The sequence below is a fragment of the Cobetia sp. Dlab-2-AX genome (genome assembly GCF_024124625.1).
Classification (GTDB): domain Bacteria; phylum Pseudomonadota; class Gammaproteobacteria; order Pseudomonadales; family Halomonadaceae; genus Cobetia.
This window is the reverse complement of sequence record NZ_JAMXRV010000004.1, coordinates 393456-412807: the sequence shown is the minus strand read 5'-3', so window position 1 is coordinate 412807 and position 19352 is coordinate 393456. Positions and strand designations below refer to the sequence as shown.

General features: G+C 63.8%; 16 protein-coding genes. 5 read left to right on the top strand and 11 right to left on the bottom strand.

Annotated features, from left to right (window positions below):
* Window positions 1-58: 58 nt before the first annotated feature.
* The 4 genes from prpC to NH396_RS09560 all read right to left on the bottom strand — a co-directional run bounded on the left by prpC (window position 59) and on the right by NH396_RS09560 (window position 4391).
* On the bottom strand, window positions 59-1201 hold the full coding sequence (gene prpC / locus NH396_RS09575) for a 2-methylcitrate synthase (protein ID WP_253063163.1): 1143 nt from the start codon (window positions 1199-1201) through the stop codon (window positions 59-61).
* Window positions 1202-1383: 182 nt separating this feature from the next.
* Complete coding sequence (gene prpB, locus NH396_RS09570) at window positions 1384-2295, bottom strand: methylisocitrate lyase (RefSeq protein WP_176676215.1); 912 nt, start codon at window positions 2293-2295, stop codon at window positions 1384-1386.
* Window positions 2296-2368: 73 nt separating this feature from the next.
* Window positions 2369-3148: a GntR family transcriptional regulator gene (locus NH396_RS09565; RefSeq protein ID WP_107335487.1), complete on the bottom strand. Its 780-nt coding sequence runs from the start codon at window positions 3146-3148 to the stop codon at window positions 2369-2371.
* A gap of 370 nt (window positions 3149-3518) precedes the next feature.
* On the bottom strand, window positions 3519-4391 hold the full coding sequence (locus tag NH396_RS09560; protein ID WP_176676214.1) for an alpha/beta hydrolase: 873 nt from the start codon (window positions 4389-4391) through the stop codon (window positions 3519-3521).
* Between the two features lie 256 nt (window positions 4392-4647).
* Between NH396_RS09560 and pabB the strand changes: the two genes are divergently transcribed.
* A complete protein-coding gene (gene pabB, locus NH396_RS09555; protein ID WP_176676213.1) occupies window positions 4648-6099 on the top strand; it encodes an aminodeoxychorismate synthase component I in 1452 nt (483 codons plus the stop codon).
* Window positions 6100-6314: 215 nt separating this feature from the next.
* Window positions 6315-6941, top strand: a complete 627-nt coding sequence (locus NH396_RS09550; RefSeq protein WP_176676212.1) for a phosphoadenosine phosphosulfate reductase family protein — start codon at window positions 6315-6317, stop codon at window positions 6939-6941.
* Window positions 6942-7077: 136 nt separating this feature from the next.
* Here the strand turns inward: NH396_RS09550 and cysB are convergent, their stop codons facing one another.
* Window positions 7078-8049, bottom strand: a complete 972-nt coding sequence (cysB, locus tag NH396_RS09545) for an HTH-type transcriptional regulator CysB (protein WP_043333969.1) — start codon at window positions 8047-8049, stop codon at window positions 7078-7080.
* Between the two features lie 176 nt (window positions 8050-8225).
* Here cysB and NH396_RS09540 point away from each other — a divergent pair, with 176 nt between their 5' ends.
* Together NH396_RS09540 and trxA are read left to right on the top strand one after the other, a co-directional pair.
* The gene (locus NH396_RS09540) at window positions 8226-9002 is read left to right on the top strand and encodes a sulfite exporter TauE/SafE family protein (RefSeq protein WP_176676211.1); all 777 of its coding nucleotides are present in this window, start codon (window positions 8226-8228) and stop codon (window positions 9000-9002) included.
* Between the two features lie 249 nt (window positions 9003-9251).
* Window positions 9252-9575, top strand: coding sequence for a thioredoxin (gene trxA / locus NH396_RS09535; protein ID WP_043333971.1), 324 nt, complete (start codon window positions 9252-9254; stop codon window positions 9573-9575).
* A 134-nt stretch (window positions 9576-9709) separates the two neighbouring features.
* Here the strand turns inward: trxA and NH396_RS09530 are convergent, their stop codons facing one another.
* The 5 genes from NH396_RS09530 to NH396_RS09510 all read right to left on the bottom strand — a co-directional run bounded on the left by NH396_RS09530 (window position 9710) and on the right by NH396_RS09510 (window position 16982).
* The gene (locus tag NH396_RS09530) at window positions 9710-10993 is read right to left on the bottom strand and encodes an AI-2E family transporter (RefSeq protein WP_253063161.1); all 1284 of its coding nucleotides are present in this window, start codon (window positions 10991-10993) and stop codon (window positions 9710-9712) included.
* A gap of 350 nt (window positions 10994-11343) precedes the next feature.
* Window positions 11344-13155 carry an acyl-CoA dehydrogenase C-terminal domain-containing protein gene (locus NH396_RS09525; RefSeq protein WP_176676210.1) on the bottom strand — a complete coding sequence of 604 codons (1812 nt, stop codon included), beginning with the start codon at window positions 13153-13155 and terminating at the stop codon, window positions 11344-11346.
* A gap of 442 nt (window positions 13156-13597) precedes the next feature.
* Entirely contained in the window at window positions 13598-14362 is a 765-nt protein-coding gene (locus NH396_RS09520; protein WP_176676209.1) for an SDR family NAD(P)-dependent oxidoreductase, read from the bottom strand.
* Window positions 14363-14443: 81 nt separating this feature from the next.
* Window positions 14444-16114, bottom strand: coding sequence for an AMP-binding protein (locus tag NH396_RS09515; RefSeq protein WP_176676208.1), 1671 nt, complete (start codon window positions 16112-16114; stop codon window positions 14444-14446).
* A 250-nt stretch (window positions 16115-16364) separates the two neighbouring features.
* Window positions 16365-16982 (bottom strand): TetR/AcrR family transcriptional regulator, encoded by a 618-nt coding sequence (locus NH396_RS09510; protein ID WP_176676207.1) that lies wholly within the window; start codon window positions 16980-16982, stop codon window positions 16365-16367.
* A 117-nt stretch (window positions 16983-17099) separates the two neighbouring features.
* On the opposite strand from NH396_RS09510, the gene NH396_RS09505 reads away from it, so the two are divergent.
* A complete protein-coding gene (locus NH396_RS09505) occupies window positions 17100-18320 on the top strand; it encodes an acetyl-CoA C-acyltransferase (protein WP_176676206.1) in 1221 nt (406 codons plus the stop codon).
* 145 nt (window positions 18321-18465) lie between these two features.
* Here the strand turns inward: NH396_RS09505 and pstB are convergent, their stop codons facing one another.
* Window positions 18466-19308 (bottom strand): phosphate ABC transporter ATP-binding protein PstB, encoded by an 843-nt coding sequence (gene pstB / locus NH396_RS09500; RefSeq protein ID WP_176676205.1) that lies wholly within the window; start codon window positions 19306-19308, stop codon window positions 18466-18468.
* Window positions 19309-19352 lie beyond the last annotated feature (44 nt).

Sequence of the window (19352 nt, the reverse complement as noted above, 5' to 3'; positions counted from 1 at the left end):
GACTCATCAGGCGGTCAAGAAAACAATCGGCCAGCACGCGGACTGGCCGAGGGAAGGGTCAGTCGCGCTGCTCGATGGGCAGCCAGTCGCAATGCTCCGGGCCGGTGTAATCGGCGCTCGGGCGGATGATGCGATTGTTGGCGCGTTGCTCGAAGACATGCGCCGCCCAGCCGGTCAGGCGTGAACAGACGAAGATCGGCGTGAACAACTTGGTGGGGATGCCCATGAAGTGATAGGCGCTGGCGTGGAAGAAGTCGGCATTGCAGAACAGCTTCTTCTCGCGCCACATCACGGCTTCGACGCGCTCGGAAACGGCGTAGAGCTGAGTGTCGCCCACATCCTCGGACAGCTTGCGTGACCACTCCTTGATGATGGCGTTGCGCGGGTCACGTTCACGATAGATGGCGTGGCCGAAGCCCATGATCTTCTCGCGGCGTTCCAGCATGCCGAGAATCTCGCGCTCGGCTTCCTCCGGTGAGCGCCAGTGCTCGATCATCGCCATCGCCGCCTCGTTGGCACCGCCATGCAACGGACCGCGCAGCGAGCCGATGGCCCCGGTCACGCAGGAATGCAGATCGGAGAGCGTCGAGGCGCAGACACGCGCGGTGAAGGTCGAGGCATTGAATTCGTGCTCGGCATAGAGGATCAGCGAGGTGTTCATCACCGCGGCATGCAGCTCGCTGGGGGCCTCGCCGTGCAAAAGGTGCAGGAAGTGCGCGCCGATGGAGTCGTCATCGGTCTCGGTGTCGATGCGCACGCCGTCATGGCTGAAGCGATACCAGTAATTGATGATCGACGGGAACACCGCCAGCATGCGGTCGGCCTGATCGGACTGCTCAGCGAAGCTCTCTTCGGTCTCCAGATTGCCGAGCATCGAGCAACCGGTGCGCATCACGTCCACCGGATGGGCGCTGGCCGGAATCTGCTCCAGTACCGCCTTCAGGGCATCCGGCAGACCACGCAACCCCTTGAGGCGCGTGATGTAGGCATCCAGCTCCGAACGATTGGGCAGCTTGCCCTTGAGCAGCAGATAGGCGACTTCTTCAAAGCTTGCGTGGGCGGCGAGATCCTCCAGATCGTAGCCGCGATAGCGCAGGCCGGAGCCGGTCTGGCCGACGGTGCACAAGGCGGTCTCGCCGGCACTCTGGCCGCGCAGGCCGCTGGAGGCCCTAGGGCTCGGGGTAGCGGTGGTATCTGACATGGCGTGATCTCCTTGGCAGTGACGTCATTGAGTTGTTCTTTTTCTTGTAGGGCATAAAGCGTCAAGCCCCTCGCCGGCCAGGCGTCTGCCAGCGAGGGTGAAACGATCGGGCCGAAAGTGCCGGCCCGTGAAGCCAATGGCCTCCTGAGACGAAACATGGCATCCGCCTCGAGCGTCTGGCATCAATCCTTGCGGCTTTCGACCTCGAACAGGGTGTCCAGCTTCTGCTCGAAGGTGTGGTAATCGAGGAAGTCGTAGAGCTCCATGCGGGTCTGCATGTCGTCGACCACGTCCTTCTGATCACCCTTGTCGTGGATGTTCTGGTAGACCTTGAGGGCGGCGGCGTTCATGGCGCGGAAGGCGGACAGCGGATAGAGCACCATCCGGCAGCCGACGTCGCCCAGCTCGCGCTGATTGAACAGCGGCGTGGCACCGAATTCGGTGATGTTGGCCAGTATCGGCGCGTCGACGCCCTCGCAGAAGGCACGGTAGTCCTCGAGGGTATGCACCGCCTCGGCGAAGATCGCGTCCGCTCCGGCTTCGACACAGGCGTTGGCACGCGCCACGGCGGCCTCGAGCCCTTCCTTCTGGAAGGCATCGGTACGCGCGATCAGGTAGAAGTCATCATCACGGCGGGCATCGGCAGCGGCCTTGATGCGGTCGACCATCTCCTGGCTGGAGACGATCGCCTTGTTGGGACGATGACCGCAGCGCTTCTGGGCGACCTGATCTTCCAGATGCACGGCCGCCACACCGGCACGCTCCATCTCCTGAATGGTGCGCGCGATGTTGAAGGCGCCACCCCAGCCGGTGTCGATGTCCACCAGCAGCGGAAGCTCGCTGGCAGCGGTGATGCGACGCGCATCTTCCAGCACGTCATTCATGCTGGTCATGCCCAGGTCCGGCAGACCGTAGGAGGCGTTGGCCACGCCGCCACCGGACAGGTAGATCGCCTGATGCCCGACGCGCTCGGCCATGATGGCGGTATAGGCATTGATGGTGCCGACGATGGGCAGCGGACGATTGGCTTCCAGCGCCGCGCGGAAGCGGGCGCCGGGGCTTGGCAAGGCGGTGGAACTCAGATGGCGTGACATGACATCTCCCGGGCTGGGCCCATGACGGGGTTGGAATTGTTGGGGGTGATCCGGTCGCAAGCGGTGTGGCAGTTCACTCCTCGCCCTGCTCCTCCTTGAGCGTGGCGGCATAGCGACGAGCGACGTTCTCCCGAGAGGCGCTGACGTGGCGCCGCATCAGAAGCTCCGCCAGCTCCTCGTCGCCGGCCTCGATGGCATCGACGATACGGTGGTGCTCGACGAAGGCCTTCTGCGGACGCGAGCCACTGGCGCTGAACTGGGTGCGATACATGCGCACCAGGTAGTAGAGGTCGTCGCAGAGAATCGTCATCAGCATGTGGTTGTGGCTGCCGAGGACGATCTGATAGTGGAAGTCGAGATCGCCTTCCTTCTGGAAGTAGGCGGTGCCGGTCTTGAGGTCCGACTGCTGCTCGTGGGTCTTGAGCACGCTGCGCAGCCGCGTGACCTCCTCCTGCGTCATGTGCCGCGCCGCCAGACGCGCAGCCATGCTCTCCAGCGCCTCACGCACGTCGAACAGCTCCAGCAGCTCGGTCATCGAGAGCTTGACCACCCGCGCGCCGACGTGGGGCACGCGCTCGATCAGGCGATGGACCTCGAGACGACGCATCGCCTCACGCAATGGGCCGCGCGAGATGCCATAGGCCTGCGCCAGCCCCGGCTCGGTGATCTTGCTGCCAGGTGCCAGCTCACCGCGCACGATGGCGTCCTGCAGCTGGTGGAAGACGCGCTCGGCCAGGGTGCGCACCTCAGGCGCCGGAGCACTGGCGGAGGCGGTGTGGCCTGCCTGCTCGGCAGTGGCGCCGCGCGCGAGGCTTCGAGCGGTGGTGGCATTGTGAAAGGCATCGGTGGTCATGGTGGTCAGGCGATCCGGCTGGACAAGGGGCTGAGACAGGACAATGGCGATGAGGGACTTTCAGCACCATTGTCGACAATCATTCAATGACTGCCAGACTAGCCAGCGAGCCTGAGTGGGTCAAGACACAATCCGCCAAATCCTCTACACCTTTGGCGTAAGAGAGTTGGCATGCGTTGGATAAACGGCTGCAAGAACAAGGACGAACCGCCTGAGAAGCCGCCATTTCAGCCTTCACACACCGACAGGACAGAGGCATTCCAGCTGGCAGAGGCCGAGACGAAAGACGCCCCGTCAGCACAGGCTGACGGGGCGTCTTTCGTCTCAAGGCCAGACCGCTCATCGGCCGGCTTGTCGACAATCATGCGATTTATGTGAAGCTGAGCTCCGCGCCGATGCGGCGGGGTTTCTGGAAAGGCAGCGAGTGATCGGTGCCGGGAATTTCCAGCGATTGCCAACCTACATGACGCTCGGCCAGCAGGCTGTGATAGTCGCGCAGGGTCTGCGGGCTCTTGCCACCGACCAGGCTGCGCACCTCGCTGCCTGAGGCCAGCACGTCGGCCAGCAGTGCCTCGCGGTCGATCTCGCGCACGGCATGGGTGACACAGTCCAGCGCATTGGCAAACCCCAGATGGCGATGCGCCAGACGTGCCACCATCATGCGCTCGGCGCGCGGGTTGCGCGTACGATGCGGCGAGATGAGGTCGAGAAAGGCGGTGATGCCCGCCTCGGGGCTTGGGGCTTCGCGCATGGCACGCGCCGCCGCGGCGTAGCCGTCACGCACCTTGACCATGGTGGCGTGGCATTCGCGCTCCAGCAGCGCCGGCTCCAGCAGGCTGATGTCGCCGACCTTCACCTCCGGGCGCTCGGCGCGCAGGCGCTGGACGAGACGCATGGCGACCAGCCCGCCGAAGCTGTAGCCGATCAGGTCGAAATGCGTGATGCGCTGGGTCTCGATCAACGCCATCACGTCCTCGACCACCTGCTCGAGAGTGAAAGGAGGCTCGCCACCCTGCGGCGCCAGCGTCTGCCCCATGCCACGCAAGTCGGGGATGATCAGTTCATCATGGGCCGTGAGATGCCCGACCAGCGGTGCCCAGGTCAGCGTACCGGCCACCCCCGCGCCGTGCAGCATCAGCAGACGACGCCCGCCCTGGGCGTCATGCCGCTTGAGACGCTGCCAGAAGATGTTCTGATCGGGACGTGACAGCAGATGTTGGCCATGTTCGAACTCGGGATGCATGCAAGGGCTCCGGTGGGGTGCCAGGGGCTGGGCAAGAGACTGGGCAATAGGGCTAGGCAATAGGGCTGGGCGAATGTCTGCACGTGCGCCAACGCCGTCATCGATGACAACGCAGGGCATTCAGAGGCAGGCACCTTAATCAGCACGCAGGAGAACGGCAAGCCAACAAGGGCCGCCCCTCACCGGAATCCGCACGCATGGGCGGACAAAACGCCTCCGGATGCCTAGAATGCCCTGTCCGCCAACGGAAGCTGTCATGACCATCTCGCTCGAAATCAACGCCCTACCCTACGCCCTCACCGCCGAGGATGAAGCCTCCACGCTGTCGCGCTTCGCACGCCTGCGTACGCGACCCGACGCCGTGCTGCTCGACAGCGGCCAGCCGTCGCTGGCCGGCGGTCGCTTCGACATCATCAGCAGCGACCCGCTGGCCGTACTGGAGCAAGGCCCACAGGGTGGCAAGCTCACCGGCCCGCTGCCGGAAACGATGCGGGATCTGAGCCAGTTCAGTGAAGCGCTGGAGCGCCTCGCCCGTCTGCCGGTGATCGAGGCCCAGCGTCAGCTGCTGACCCTGCTGCCGCAGACGCTGGCAGGCGAAGAGCTCGCCCGGCATGACCTGACAGCCGAGGACCTGCCGTTCATCGCCGGCCTGCTGGGCTACTGGAGCTACGACTTCGGGCGCGCGCTGGAAGACCTGCCCGCCACGACCGAGGACGACATCGCGCTGCCCTGGGCGCGTCTTGGTCTCTATGACTGGGCATTGATCAGTGACCATCAGCGCCAGCAGAGCTGGCTGATCGCCTCGCCCCAACGGCGCAGGCAGGTATTGGAATGGCTGGAGCAACCCGCGCCGCGCAGCGCTGACTTCGCCCTCGACACCCCCTTCTCGCCGCTGCTGGATCGCGCAGGCTATGGAGAGCGCTTCCGCCAGGTGATGGAGTATCTGCATGCCGGTGACTGCTACCAGATCAACCTGACCCAGCGCTTCTCCGCCGAGTGCAGCGGTGATAGCTGGCACGCCTACCTGCGTCTGCGCCAGGCCACGCCGACACCTTACGCCGGCTATCTGAGCTGGCAGGACGCCAAGGGCGAGGAGATGGCGATCGTCTCCGTCTCGCCGGAGCGCTTCGTCGAGGTCAATCACCGCGCGGTCGAGACCAAGCCGATCAAGGGCACCCGCGCACGTGGCGCGACGCCGGAAGAGGACGCCCGGCTGGCCGCCGAGCTGCTGGAAAGCCCCAAGGACCGCGCCGAGAACGTGATGATCGTCGACCTGCTGCGCAATGACCTGGGCCGCGTCTCCGCGCCCGGCAGCGTCAAGGTGCCATCGCTGTGCGCGCTGGAGAGCTACGCCAACGTGCACCACTCCGTCAGTACCATCACCAGCACCCTGGATGAAGGGCGCGATGCGCTGGACCTGCTCGGCGCCGCCTTCCCCGGCGGCTCCATCACCGGCGCGCCCAAGATCCGTGCCATGCAGATCATCGAGGAGCTGGAGCCGGTACGCCGCAGCGCCTATTGCGGCAGCCTCGGCTATCTGGATATCCGCGGCCACATGGATACCTCCATCGCGATCCGCACGGCGGTGATCGCCGAGGGCCAGGTGCATCTGTGGGGCGGCGGCGGCCTGGTCGCCGATTCCGAGGAAGAGGCCGAATACCGCGAGAGCCTGGCCAAGATCCAGCGCCTGATGGAAGCGCTTGGCTGACAGGCGATGTTATAAGGCATCATGAGTGCCATAACTCGATGACATATAACGATCGAACGAATTCGTATTGGGGAAGCGGTGCCTGCCTTTGATAGGGTAGGCGCATTCCTGCACGTCTCCTTGAGCGCTCCCCGCCTCTGCTGATGGTCTTTCCTGGCCATTGATCAGCCCTGCGCCCCGCTCCATCGGACGTGCCCTCGTTCTGGAGACTCCTCATGTCCGATACCTTCGATCTCTCTCGCATCAACGCCGAATTCGGCAACGACCCGGAAGCCTTGACCCGCTGGGCCCTGTCGCTGGACAAGCACGCCATCTGCACCACCAACTTCCGTCCCTTCGAGGCGGTGATCCTGCACATGGTGACGCGCTTCCGTCCTGACATCCCGATCGTGTGGATGGACAACGGCTACAATACCGATGCCACCTATCGCTTCGCCGATGAGGTGACGCGCAAGCTGAACCTGAACCGCATCATCTATCTGCCGCAGCGTACGCGTGCGCACCGTGAAGCCGTCGATGGCCTCACTCCGCATATCGATGACCCGCGCCACGAAGCCTTCACCCGTGAAGTGAAGCTCGAACCGTTCGAGCGTGCGCTGCGCGAACTGAACCCCGAGATGTGGTTCACCGCCGTGCGCGCCAGTGACACCGCCTTCCGTGCCGGCATGCAGCCGGTCTCGCTGAATGGCGATGGCCTGATCAAGGTCGCCCCGGTGCTCCACTGGTCGTCCAAGCAGATGCACGAGTACCTGGTCGCCCATGACCTGCCCAACGAGTTCGACTACGTCGACCCGACCAAGGCGGAAGACAACCGCGAGTGTGGCCTGCACCTGGCACACTGAGCCCTGTGGTTGACGCTGTGCGCTCGAATCGCCCAGCCAGCAAAAAGCCCGCCTCTCAGGAGGCGGGCTTTTTCATCTGCGCTGTGGCAGATCAGGCGAGCGAGGCTCAGTCCACCGACACTCAGTCCACCGGCACTCAGCGCACCGGCAGCTCGATGTCGTGGAAGATCTCATGCTCGTGGCGCGGGCCGGCGGCCAGTGCCGCTTCGACACGCTCCCGCGTCAGGTGCGGCGCGAAGCGCTCGACGAATTCGAACATGTAGCTGCGCATGAAGGTGCCGCGGCGGATGCCGATCTTGGTCGTGGAGCTCTCGAACAGATGCGTGGCGTCCAGCGCGACCAGGTCTTCGTCGGCCACCTCATCCACTGCCATGTGCGCGACGATGCCGATACCCATGCCGAGCCGCACATAGGTCTTGATGACATCGGCGTCCGAGGCGGTCAGCACCACGTTGGGCGCCAGGCCGTGGGACTTGAAGGCATCGTCCAGCTGGCTGCGGCCGGTGAAGCCGTAGGTATAGGTAACCAGCGCATAGCTGGCCAGCGACTCGAGGGTCAGTTCCTCACCATTGGCCAGCGGATGATCCTTGGGCACCAGCACGCAGCGATTCCAGCGATAGCACGGCAGCAGGATGAGGTCGTTGAACAGCTCCAGCGACTCGGTGCAGATGGCGAAGTCGGCCTGCCCCTCACTGACCATGTTGGCGATCTGCTTCGGCGTACCCTGCTGCATGTGCAGCGCGACATCCGGGTACTTGCGCGTGAAATCGGCGATCACCGGCGGCAAGGCATAACGCGCCTGGGTGTGTGTGGTGGCGATCGACAGGCTGCCACGACGGTCATCACTGTGCTCCTGGGCGACGTGCTTGATGTTCTCCACCGTGCGCAGCACCTGGCTTGCCAGCTCGACGATGGACTCGCCGGCCGGGGTCACCCGCGTCAGGTGCTTGCCACTGCGCGCGAAAATTTCGACGCCAAGCTCATCTTCCAACAGACGAATCTGCTTGGAAATGCCCGGCTGGGAGGTATACAGACTTTGCGCGGTGGCGGACACGTTCAGGTTGTGGCGGGTGACTTCCCAGATATAACGCAACTGCTGGAGTTTCATGCGGCTTCACTCTCCTGAGAAGCACCATCGACGCGACGCGGCGTGACAGTGGCCCGGACATGGCCGGTCACCTTGCTAAGATGATCGGGCGATAAAATCATGAATAATGATTCCTTTCGGGAATATACGCTCAAGAGTAGATTGGCGACAGTAACCTGACAAGGGGGTAGGTAGGGATGGAAGTCACACAACTGCTGCTATACGTGCTGGCAGGCGCCGGAGTGGGTTTCGCGGTCGGTGTCACTGGCGTGGGCGGCGGCTCGCTGATGACGCCTCTGCTGTTGATGTTCGGCTTCCCGCCGCACATCGCCGTGGGCACCGACCTGCTCTATGCCGCCATTACCAAGGCGGGCGGCGCCTTCGCGCACCATCGCCAGGGCCATGTGGACTGGACCATCGCCCGGCGCCTGGCCATCGGCTCGCTGCCGGCGGCGCTGTTGACGATTGCGGTCCTGCATACCTTCTTTACTGACCCCACCGCCTACGCGGGCCTGATCAAGGGCATGCTCGGTGTAATGTTGATCCTCACCGCCGGCGTGCTGCTGTTCAAGAAACGCCTGCTGGGGCTGATCAGCCCGGAAAGCTTCATCGTACGCCACGCGGCACCGCTGACCATTCTGGCCGGCATCGTGCTCGGCGTGTGCGTCACCCTGTCCTCCGTGGGTGCCGGTGCCTTCGGCGCTGCCGTGCTGATCATGCTGTTCCCGCTGTTGAGCACCGCGCGCATCGTGGGCACCGATATCGCTCACGCCGTACCGCTGACGCTGGTCGCGGGATTGGGACATCTATGGCTGGGCAACGTCGATTTCCTGCTGCTCGGCGCATTGCTGGTCGGCTCACTGCCTGCCATCAACCTTGGTGCACGCCTGACGCGCCACATGCCCAGCGGCCTGCTGCAGGGCCTGCTGACGACACTGCTGCTGGGACTGGGTATCCGTTACGCCTTCTTCTGAGCTCTCCTTGCTGAAGGGCCTTCGCACAGGCAATACCAAAGTCGGGGCAGGCAATCCACATTGCCTGCCCCGTTGCTATTCCCTCAAACCAATAAAACAGCTATAAAAACACTAGCGATCATAACCCCGTGCTATTGAGCCGATGGGCAATGCTCATTTGTCAGTGATGCAAAGTGGCGCTACCATCGGACGCAGCCTGCATGTCCGGCAATGCCGCAGACAGCGAAACGAATCCCCTGGAGAAACAAGATGTCCAATCACGTCGATGTCACCGGCGCCAACTTCGAACAGGAAGTTCTCAACGCTGAAGCCCCGGTCCTGCTGAAGTTCTGGGCCCCGTGGTGTGGTCCGTGCAAGATGATGGCGCCGGTCGTCGAAGAAGTCGCCAACGAGAAAGGCGAAGGCCTGAAAATCGTCAACGTGAATGTCGATGACGCACCGGAAATCGCTGCCGAGCAAGGCGTGCGTGGCGTGCCGACAGTGATCCTGTTCAAGTCCGGCGCCAAGGTCGCCTCTCTGGTCGGTGCCCAGTCCAAGGGTCAACTGAGCCAGTTCATCGAGCAGAACCTCTGAGTCGACTTGCTGACAGGTGACTGGCCCACCAGCCACCGCGCACTGATTCGATAATCAAAGGCCCCGTCACGCACAGCGTGACGGGGCCTTTGGCATTCAGGCAGCGGGTCATCCACGCAGAGCTGGCCCGTAGGTCACTCCTCCGCCAGGCGACGACGACGGCGAATCCGGCGCACGGAGGGGCCCAGCAGACGCGCCGCCCAGCGCGTGCCCGGGTGCGAGTCGAAGGCGATCTTGAGCGTCATGGTGATCGGCACTGACAACAGCATGCCCACCGGCCCGAACACCCAGCCCCACACCACCAGCGACAGGAAGGCGGCCAGCGTCGACAGCCCCAGGGTGCGCCCCATCACGCGCGGCTCGATCAAGTTGCCGAGAATGAAGTTGATCGCCAGGTAACAGCCGCCCAGCATCAGCGCCTTGACTGCGCCACCCTCCGGCATCACCAGCGTCAGCAACACCGCAGGCACCGCGGCCAGTGCCGAGCCGATGTTGGGGATGTAGTTGAGGCAGAAGGCCAGCGTGGCCCACAGGAAGGCAAACTCCACATCGAGCACCAGACAGCTGATCGCGACCAGCCCCCCGGTCACGAGGCTGATCAAGGTCTTGACCGCCAGATAGCGGCGCAGCGTCAGCGAGAACAGCGTGAAGCGCCGCAGACTGACATGCGGGCTGCGCAGCGTGCTGACCAGCTTGTCGCGCAGTGACAATGCCTCGTAGAGCAGGAAGGTGGCCGTCAGCACGATGATGACGCTCGAGGACAGCAGGCCCCCGAGCCCGGTCAGTAGATTCGGCACCCACTGGGTCAACGAGGCCGGGTCGACCAACTCGCTGAAGCGGGCCGGCGCGATGGATACGCCGCTGTCTGCCAGCCATTCCAGCATGCTCTGATACTGTTCGCGCAGGCTCTCCTCAAGCTTGGGCATCTCATCGCTGAACAGGGTAAAGCGCGAGACCAGCAGCGCCGTCAGCGACGAGAACAGCACGCAGACCGTCAGGATGACGATGGGCACCCCGAAGCGTTGCCCGATGCCGTGACGGGCCAGCCAGCGCACCGGCGCATCGCAGACCGCAGCGACGAACACCGCCAGCAGCAGCGGCACCACCAGGTCCGCCGCCAGCTTGAGGCCGCCGATGATGATGACCACTGCGGCCATGCCGACCAGCAGGGGGTGAATCTCCAGCGCGCGGCGCACGTTGGGCGCGTGGCGAGAACGCCCGGAGCGTTCGAGCGCCTCCTGCTGACGCTCGTCGCGTGGCACCTGCATGCGTGTCACGGCCTCCTCGATGGAAGTGCCCTCACTGACACTGCGTGGCTCGCCAACGCTATCGTCAGGCGCTTGCGCATCGGCCATCTGCGCCTCGGGCGGCACTTCCTCGTGCCGCGATCTTTCCTCAGGCGTATCGTTCGCGTGCATCCTGCGCCACCTATCCTGTCAATGCTTGCCATCAGTACATGCCATAAGTACTTGCCATCAGCACATGCGCGTCGCTGCCCCGCGGGTTCATCGGGACAGCCATCGATGCGCCTATCTTGGGCGCATGCCTGTCACAAGCCAAGACTGAAACGAGATTGATTGCTCGTGCCGGGAAAAACTCCTGCCTGACACCAAGCGCACAAAAAATGGGGAGACCGAAGTCTCCCCAAGGGTACCGAGTCAGAGCGCACTGACTGGAGGCATAAGACACGACTGTTGCCGATACATCGAACTGCTGAGTCTTGAAACTTCGCTAAGGCTTGAAACTGCTCTCAGGCTTGAAACCGTCATCAGATCTCGAAGCCGCTGCCGAAGCCTTCCACCGTCGGCGCCATCAGCGTCTCGCCACCGGCGCGAATCATCGCGGCATGGCCTTGCGTGCGCGGCAGGATGCGCTGGAAGTAGAAGCGCGCGGTATCCAGCTTGGCCTGATAGAAGGCAGTATCCCCTTCGCCGGCCGCCAGCGCCGCCCTGGCCGTCTCGCCGGCACGAGCCCACAGGTAGCCCAGCGCGACGTAACCGGCGTACATCAGGTAATCGACACTGGCGGCGCCGACCGCTTCGCGGTCCTGCATCGCGCCCATGCCCACCGCCATGGTCAGCTCGCCCCATTCGCGGTTGAGCTCGGCGAGCGGATTGGCAAACTCGCTGCCTTCGCTGGCCTGGCAGAACTTGTGGATCTCCTTGGTGAAGACCTTGAGCGATTCGCCCTGGCTCATCAGGATCTTGCGGCCCAGCAGGTCCAGCGCCTGGATACCGGTGGTGCCTTCATAAAGCAGAGTGATGCGCGCATCGCGCACGAACTGCTCCATGCCCCATTCCTGAATGAAGCCGTGGCCGCCATAGACCTGAACGCCGTGATTGGTCGCCTCGAAGCCGGTCTCGGTCAGGAAGGCCTTGACGATGGGCGTCAGCAGGCCGAGCAAGGTATCGGCACGTGTTTTGTCTTCGCTGTCCGGGGCATTCTCGACGATGTCATTGAACTGGGCGGCATACATCACCAGCATGCGCCCACCCTCGGCGATGGCCTTCTGGGTCAGCAGCATGCGGCGCACGTCCGGATGCACGATGATCGGGTCGGCCGCCTTCTCCGGCGCCTTGGCACCGGACAGGGCACGCATTTGCAGACGGTCACGCGCATAGCTCAGCGCATTCTGGAAGCTGGCCTCGGCCAGCGCCACGCCCTGGATCCCCACCCCGAGACGCGCGGCATTCATCATGGTGAACATGCAGGCCAGTCCCTTGTGCGGCGGGCCGACCAGGAAGCCTGTGGCGGAATCGAAGTTCATCACGCAGGTCGCGTTGCCGTGAATGCCCATCTTGTGCTCGATGGAGCCACAGCTGACGCCATTGCGCTCACCAGCCTCGCCATTGGCGTCGGGCAGGAACTTGGGCACCACGAACAGCGATATGCCACGCGAGCCTTCCGGGGCATCCGGCAGCTTGGCCAGCACCAGGTGCACGATGTTCTCGGAAAGATCGTGCTCACCGGCCGAGATGAAGATCTTGGTGCCGCTGATGCGGTAGCCCTTGCTGTCATCGCTGTCATCCAGCGGCACGGCACGTGTCTTGATCAGGCCCAGGTCCGTGCCGCAATGCGGCTCGGTCAGGCACATGGTACCGGTCCAGCTGCCTTCGACCAGCTTAATCAGATAGGTCTGCTTGAGCGCCTCGCTGCCGTGATGCTCGAGTGCATTCATCGCGCCATGCGAGAGGCCCGGATACATGCCCCACGACAGGTTGGCGGAGGCGACCATTTCCGAGAGCACCATCGCCAGTGACGGTGGCAGCCCCTGACCGCCATGTTCCGGTGAGGCAGCCAGACTCGGCCATCCGCCCTCGACATACTGCTGATAGGCAGCCTTGAAGCCGCTCGGCGCCTTGACCTCGCCGCCCTCGAAGGTACAACCCTCGCGGTCGCCCGACTGGTTCAGCGGCGTCAGCACCTCGTGCGCGAAGCGTGCGCCCTCCTCCAGGATGGCGGTCACGATATCGTCGCTGGCCTCATCGCCACCCGGCAGGCTGGCATAGTGAGCGGGATAGTCGAGCAGCTCATTCATCACGAAGCGGATGTCGCGCAACGGCGCCTGATAGTCCGGCATGCTTTACTCCTTGAGCCGTCGCGGCACGGCGGCGCTGAATCAAAAGGAATGGTGATGGGCTTGCTGTCGTTGTTGCTCAAGACTCATGAAAGAGGCGAAAAGACGACTCCCACACACCATCAAACATGCGTTTGAAATTAGCGCCTCCTCCAGTTGGTCGTCAAGCGGTCGTTTGATTTCTGGTCTGCGACATTGGTGGCAAGCCCTGTCTCATCGGTGGCAAGTCCTGTCTTCAGGCCGCCCCCGCGCGCATGGCAGAAACAAGAGATGACACGAGAAACAGACGCAAAAAAGCCCGACCGCAGCCGCGATCGAGCAATATCTCCCCCAGAGATAACCTGTCCTGCAAGATTCCTTGTGTCCCGTGCTCTCTCCAGAGATCCTATCCAGAGATGCCGATCCAGAGAGCCGATCCAAATGTTAAAGGCCTTGCCCGCCAGCCTCAGGCCATGCGAATGCTGCCATCGAGGCGGATCACCTCCCCATTGAGCATGCTGTTGGTGATGATGTGCTCGGCCAGACGCGCGAACTCATCGGGCTTGCCCAGTCGCTTGGGAAACGGCACCGCCTCGCACAGCGCTTCACGGGCAGGCTCCGGGATGCCGGCCATCATCGGTGTCTCGAACACGCCGGGCGCAATCGCCATCACGCGAATGCCATGGCGTGCCAGCTCACGCGCCATCGGCAGCGTCATGCCGGCGACCCCGGCCTTGGAGGCGCTATAGGCACACTGCCCCACCTGGCCATCGAAGGCCGCGACCGAGGCGGTATTGAGAATGATGCCCCGCTCGCCGTCCTCGCCCTCGGCGGCATTGCGCGCCATGCGTGCCGCCGTCAGGCGCGCCACGTTGAAGGTACCGCTCAGGTTGATCGCCAGTGTCTTCTCGAAGCCCTCCAGCGGAGCAGGCTCGCCATCACGATCCACCAGCTTGGCGACGCTCACCATCCCCGCACAATGGATCACCCCATGAATGGCACCGAAGGTCTGCTCCGCGACATCCAGCGCGGCCTCGACACTGGCGCTGTCGGTGATGTCGCAATGACAGAAGCATGCCGCCTCCCCCAGCGCATCGGCCTGTTCACGTGCACTCTCCGAGAGATCCGCCAGCACCACCTGGCCGCCGGCCGCGACGATACGTGACGCCGTGGCGGCCCCGAGGCCGGATGCTGCGCCGGTGATAAAAAAGCAGTGGTCGGCGATCTTCATGAAACGAGTCTCCCGAAAGGTGATGGCAGGAAAGGTGATGAGAGGCAGGCGATGACAGAAAAGTCCCGTAGATGGCGGCGTTCAGCTTTCGCGCGCCTGTGCCCGCAGCAGGAAACGCTGGATCTTGCCCGACGGCGTCTTGGGCAGGCTGTCGACGAAGTCGATCTCACGCGGATAGCTGTGCGCCGAGAGTCGCTGGCGCACGCTGGCGCGAATTTCCTCCGCCAGTTCGTCACTGCCGACATGGCCATCGCGCAACACCACATAGGCCTTGATGATCTCGCCGCGCAGCGCATCCGGCTTGCCGACCGCCGCCGATTCCGCCACCGCCGGATGCACCAGCACAGCGTTCTCGACATCCGCCGGGCCGACGCGATAGCCCGCGGTGGTGATGATGTCGTCATCACGCCCGGCAAAGGTGAAGCGCCCATCGGGCTCTGCCACCACCACGTCTCCGGTCAGGTAATAGCCCTCGACGCAGGGTTGCTTCTCCTGCCAGGTGTAGCCGGCGAAGAAGTGCGCGGGAGAGCGGGCGATATCCACCGCCAGCACACCCGGCTCGCCCGGCGGCAGCTCACGATACTCGGCGTCGAGCACGGCAAGTCGGTAGCCGGGCAGCGGGAAGCCGACACTGCCGACCACGACCTCATGGGCCAGCGCGTGATGATTGCAGCAAGTCATGCCGGTCTCCGTCTGGCCGTAATGGTCCATCACCGCACAGCCCAGCTCCCGCGCGACCCAGCCCACTACCTCGGTGTTGAGGGGCTCGCCAGCGGAGCTTGCGACCCGCAGGTTCAGGCGCTCGAAGGCGCCTTCGCCGAGCCCGGAGGCCTTGAGCATGCGATAGGCCGTGGGCGCGGCCGCGAAATTGTCGATGCGGTGACGCTCCAGGAAGGCCAGCCCGCCTTCTGCACTGAACGGCGCCTGCATGAAGTAGGTGGTGGCCCCCAGCAACAGCGGGCCGGTGATGGCGTAATAGAGCCCGTAAGCCCAGCCGGGGTCGGCCATGTTCCAGAAGCGCTCGCCGGGGCGCAGGTCCACCGCCAGGCGTTGATAGAGCCAGAAGGCCGGCAGCGCATTCAGCGCCACCGCCACGCCCTTGGGCTTGCCGACCGTGCCGGAGGTGAACATCTGCAGGAAGGGCGCCTCCGCCGGAAGCCACACTGGCGGCTCGGTCAGTGGCTCGCTCTGCATCAATGTCTGCCAGTCGAGATCACCCGCCTCCAGCGCATCTTCCTCATCGCGCACGCAGATGATCACGGGATGGCGGGCGAGCTCTGTGAACTTGCTGCGCTGGCTCGTCTCGGTGATCACGATCTGCGTCTCGGCGCGCGACAGGCGATAGTCGAGCGCATCGGTGCCGAAGGCGGTGAACAGCGGCTGATAGACGGCGCCCAGCCGCCAGGTCGCAGCCAGCGCGATCATCAGCTCCGGCGTACGCGACAGCATGCAGGCGACCCGCTGCCCCGCCATCACGCCCTGTGCCTTCAAGGCAGCCGCCAGCCGCGCGCTCTGCTCGTCGAGCTGTGCGTAACTCAGCTCACGTACCCGGCCCTGTTCGTCTTCGTGGACCAGCGCGATACGTTCGCCCTGCCCGGCGCGCAGATGACGCCCGACACACGCCTCATAGGCATTGCCGAGCTCGCCCTCGTCATTGGTGTCGAGCGGCGTGGTGAACAATTCATCGCGCAGTGCCTGGATATCGAAGGCGGCCAGATAATCGCTCAGCGTCTGGCTGGCGGCGGGTTGCATGGCGTATGAATTCGCAGATTCAGCAGAGGGGGCGCGTGACGTGCGGTTTGTTGTTGTATCGCTTGGCGTCATGGCGTGACTGGCTCCTGAGTGGTGCTCCGGGGCGAAGTGAGATGACTGGGCGCCAGCCATCTACAGTTAACGTAAACGTCAAGTTAGCGACAAGCCTGTCGGGCGGCAAGCATTGTGATGCTCGACTGGCCAAAAGTTGCAGACGCTGCGTAGCAGACGCCGTGTACCGCACGCTCGTTCAGGGCAGACGACACAGGCTGTCGACCAGTGCCTCAGCCAGCTCATCGGGGGAGCGCTCTCCCTCGGGGCGATACCAGCGTACCGTCCAGTTGAGCGCGCCGAGCATGAACTGGCGCAGCAGTGTGGCGTCGCCCTTGAGCAGCCCTGCAGCGACGGCAGAGGCGATGGCGTCACGCCACAGGTCTTCGTAGTCATCACGCAGCTGGACGAGATGCTCGCGCGCCGGGCCCTCCAGCCGCCGCCACTCATAGAGCGCGACCACATGGGCATTGCGATCGGTGAGCAGCGTGTCCAGATGTGCGCGCGCCAGGGCCAGCAGTCGCTCACGCGCCTGCTGCTGCGATGCCGCCGAGGCGGTCACTTCGCTTGCCTGGCACGGCTCGCAGCGCGCCAGATGCTCACGGGCGATGGCCAGCGCACTGAACATGCCCTCCTCGATCACGGCGCACAGGATTTCCTGCTTGTCGGCGAAGTGATGGAAGAGGCTGCCGGACTTGATGCCCATTTCCTGGGCCAGCATGCGGACGGTGGTGCGATCGAAACCCTCCTCGACGAACAGGCGGGCGGCGATGCGGACCAGCTCCTTGCGACGGGGTGAGGCGGTGGCTACATTCATCGTATAACTAGCGCTTGCTTGGTTTATGGGATTGAATGGATCAAAGCATAGCCACGCAGTGATCACAACGCCGACTGCACGACTCGATCTTCCAATAACAAGACACAGGAGACCGTCATGACGACCGCTTCCCGCACTACGCCAAGCCCTTCCGCCAGCGCCGATGACATCGTGATTCTCGCCGGCGCCCGCACGCCGATGGGTGGCCTCAAGGGCTCACTCTCGACGCTGAGCGCGCCACAGCTCGCCGCCGTGGCCATCAAGGCGGCCATCGAACGCGCAGGCCTCACGCCTGCCGATGTCGACGAGGGCATCTTCGGCTGCGTGCTGCCCGCTGGCGTCAAGCAGGGTCCGGCGCGTCAGGCCATGCGCCAGGCCGGCGTGCCGGACAGCATCGGCGCCACCACCATCAACAAGCTATGTGGTTCCGGCATGAAGGCCACCATGTTGGCGCATGACCTGATACGCGCAGGCACCAACCGCATCATGCTGGCCGGCGGGATGGAATCGATGTCCAACGCTCCGCATCTGCTCACCCAGGCACGTGGCGGCTATCGCCTCGGCCATGGCGAGCTGAAGGACCACATGTTCTTCGATGGGCTGGAAGATGCCGAGACCGGCAAGCTGATGGGCGTGTTCGCCCAGGAAGTGGCCGATGCCCGCGGCTACGATCGCCAGCGCATGGATGACTTCGCCATCGAATCGCTCAGGCGTGCCATGACGGCCACCGAGTCGGGCGACATCGCGCCGGAAATCGCCGCCGTCACGGTCAAGAGCCGCAAGGGCGAGAGCGTGGTCGAGCAGGACGAGCAGCCCTTCCAGGCCAATCTTGACAAGATTCCCGCCCTGCGTCCGGCCTTCGCCAAGGACGGCACCATCACCGCCGCCAATGCCAGCTCCATCTCCGACGGCGCCTCGGCGCTGGTGCTGACGCGCCGTGATGAAGCCGAACGACGCGGGCTGGCCGTCAAGGCGCGTATCCTCGGGCACAGCACCCACTCCCAGCACCCCAGCGAATTCACACTGGCGCCCATCGGCGCCATCGACTCGCTGATGAAGCGCCTGGAGTGGACCACGGACGACGTCGACCTGTTCGAGATCAACGAGGCCTTCGCGGTGGTCACCCTGCTGGCGATGGATGCCCACGATATCCCGCATGAGAAGGTCAATGTCTTCGGAGGGGCCTGCGCCCAGGGGCATCCGGTCGGCTCCACCGGCTCACGCATCATCGTCACTCTGATCAACGCGCTGGAGCGCCGTGGCAAGAAACGTGGCATCGCGGCGCTGTGTATCGGCGGCGGCGAAGCCACCGCGATCGCCGTCGAGCTGGAAGACTGACATCCTACTCGACACTGACTCGACCTGATGCTGCAACGACACGAGGCCCGGATCATGGATCCGGGCCTCGTGTCGTCGTGCGGCCTGAAATGCTCTCAGACAGCTATCAAGGGCTCAGCCTTCCGAGCCCTGACGCTGGCGCCGCTTAGCCATAGCGACCAGTGATGTAGTCCTCGGCCTTCTTGGTATTCGGATTGGAGAACATCGTCTTGGTGTCGTTGTACTCCACCAGCTCGCCCATATGGAAGAAGGCGGTGTAATCAGCGACACGTGCCGCCTGCTGCATGTTGTGCGTCACGGTGACGATGGAGAACTGGGTCTTCAACTTGTCCATCAGGTCTTCGATGGTCGCGGTGGAGATCGGATCGAGCGCCGAGGTCGGCTCATCCATCAGGATGACGTCAGGCTTGACCGCGATGGCACGCGCGATGCAAAGACGCTGCTGCTGGCCACCGGACAGCGAGGTGCCCGGCTGGTCAAGAATGTCCTTCACCTCTTCCCACAGACCCGCATCACGCAGCGCGCTCTCGACCAGATCATCCTTGTCGGCGCGGCGGCTGACCAGGTCGTGCATGGTCGGCGCGTAGGCGATGTTGTCGTAGATGGACTTGGGGAACGGGTTCGGCTTCTGGAACACCATGCCGACGCGACGACGCAATGCCACTTCATCCATGTCGCGCGCGTTGACGTCACGGCCATCCATCTCGACCAGACCTTCGATGCGCACGCTGCGGATCAGGTCATTCATGCGGTTAAGGCAGCGCAGGAAGGTCGACTTGCCACAACCGGAAGGGCCGATCAGAGCGGTGACATTTTTCTGGAAGACATCAATGTTGATGTTCTTCAACGCCTGCTTCTCGCCGTACCACAGGTTGAGATCTTCCACACGAATGGCCAGCTCGTGGTTGGCATCTTCGTTCGTGACGACCGGGCTACCGGGACGAGTGGCCGCGGCAGGCTTGGCGGGAGTGGCGACGGTGCTGTTCATGTCTCGTATTCCTTTATGAGTCGTGGGCCAGGGCTTTAGGTGTG

What these genes read in the sequence shown, in the direction of transcription:
- prpC (WP_253063163.1), bottom strand. Translation starts at nt 1,201, where the DNA reads ATGTCAGATACCACCGCTACCCCGAGCCCTAGGGCCTCCAGCGGCCTG.
- prpB (WP_176676215.1), bottom strand. Translation starts at nt 2,295, where the DNA reads ATGTCACGCCATCTGAGTTCCACCGCCTTGCCAAGCCCCGGCGCCCGC.
- NH396_RS09565 (WP_107335487.1), bottom strand. Translation starts at nt 3,148, where the DNA reads ATGACCACCGATGCCTTTCACAATGCCACCACCGCTCGAAGCCTCGCG.
- NH396_RS09560 (WP_176676214.1), bottom strand. Translation starts at nt 4,391, where the DNA reads ATGCATCCCGAGTTCGAACATGGCCAACATCTGCTGTCACGTCCCGAT.
- pabB (WP_176676213.1), top strand. Translation starts at nt 4,648, where the DNA reads ATGACCATCTCGCTCGAAATCAACGCCCTACCCTACGCCCTCACCGCC.
- NH396_RS09550 (WP_176676212.1), top strand. Translation starts at nt 6,315, where the DNA reads ATGTCCGATACCTTCGATCTCTCTCGCATCAACGCCGAATTCGGCAAC.
- cysB (WP_043333969.1), bottom strand. Translation starts at nt 8,049, where the DNA reads ATGAAACTCCAGCAGTTGCGTTATATCTGGGAAGTCACCCGCCACAAC.
- NH396_RS09540 (WP_176676211.1), top strand. Translation starts at nt 8,226, where the DNA reads ATGGAAGTCACACAACTGCTGCTATACGTGCTGGCAGGCGCCGGAGTG.
- trxA (WP_043333971.1), top strand. Translation starts at nt 9,252, where the DNA reads ATGTCCAATCACGTCGATGTCACCGGCGCCAACTTCGAACAGGAAGTT.
- NH396_RS09530 (WP_253063161.1), bottom strand. Translation starts at nt 10,993, where the DNA reads ATGCACGCGAACGATACGCCTGAGGAAAGATCGCGGCACGAGGAAGTG.
- NH396_RS09525 (WP_176676210.1), bottom strand. Translation starts at nt 13,155, where the DNA reads ATGCCGGACTATCAGGCGCCGTTGCGCGACATCCGCTTCGTGATGAAT.
- NH396_RS09520 (WP_176676209.1), bottom strand. Translation starts at nt 14,362, where the DNA reads ATGAAGATCGCCGACCACTGCTTTTTTATCACCGGCGCAGCATCCGGC.
- NH396_RS09515 (WP_176676208.1), bottom strand. Translation starts at nt 16,114, where the DNA reads ATGCAACCCGCCGCCAGCCAGACGCTGAGCGATTATCTGGCCGCCTTC.
- NH396_RS09510 (WP_176676207.1), bottom strand. Translation starts at nt 16,982, where the DNA reads ATGAATGTAGCCACCGCCTCACCCCGTCGCAAGGAGCTGGTCCGCATC.
- NH396_RS09505 (WP_176676206.1), top strand. Translation starts at nt 17,100, where the DNA reads ATGACGACCGCTTCCCGCACTACGCCAAGCCCTTCCGCCAGCGCCGAT.
- pstB (WP_176676205.1), bottom strand. Translation starts at nt 19,308, where the DNA reads ATGAACAGCACCGTCGCCACTCCCGCCAAGCCTGCCGCGGCCACTCGT.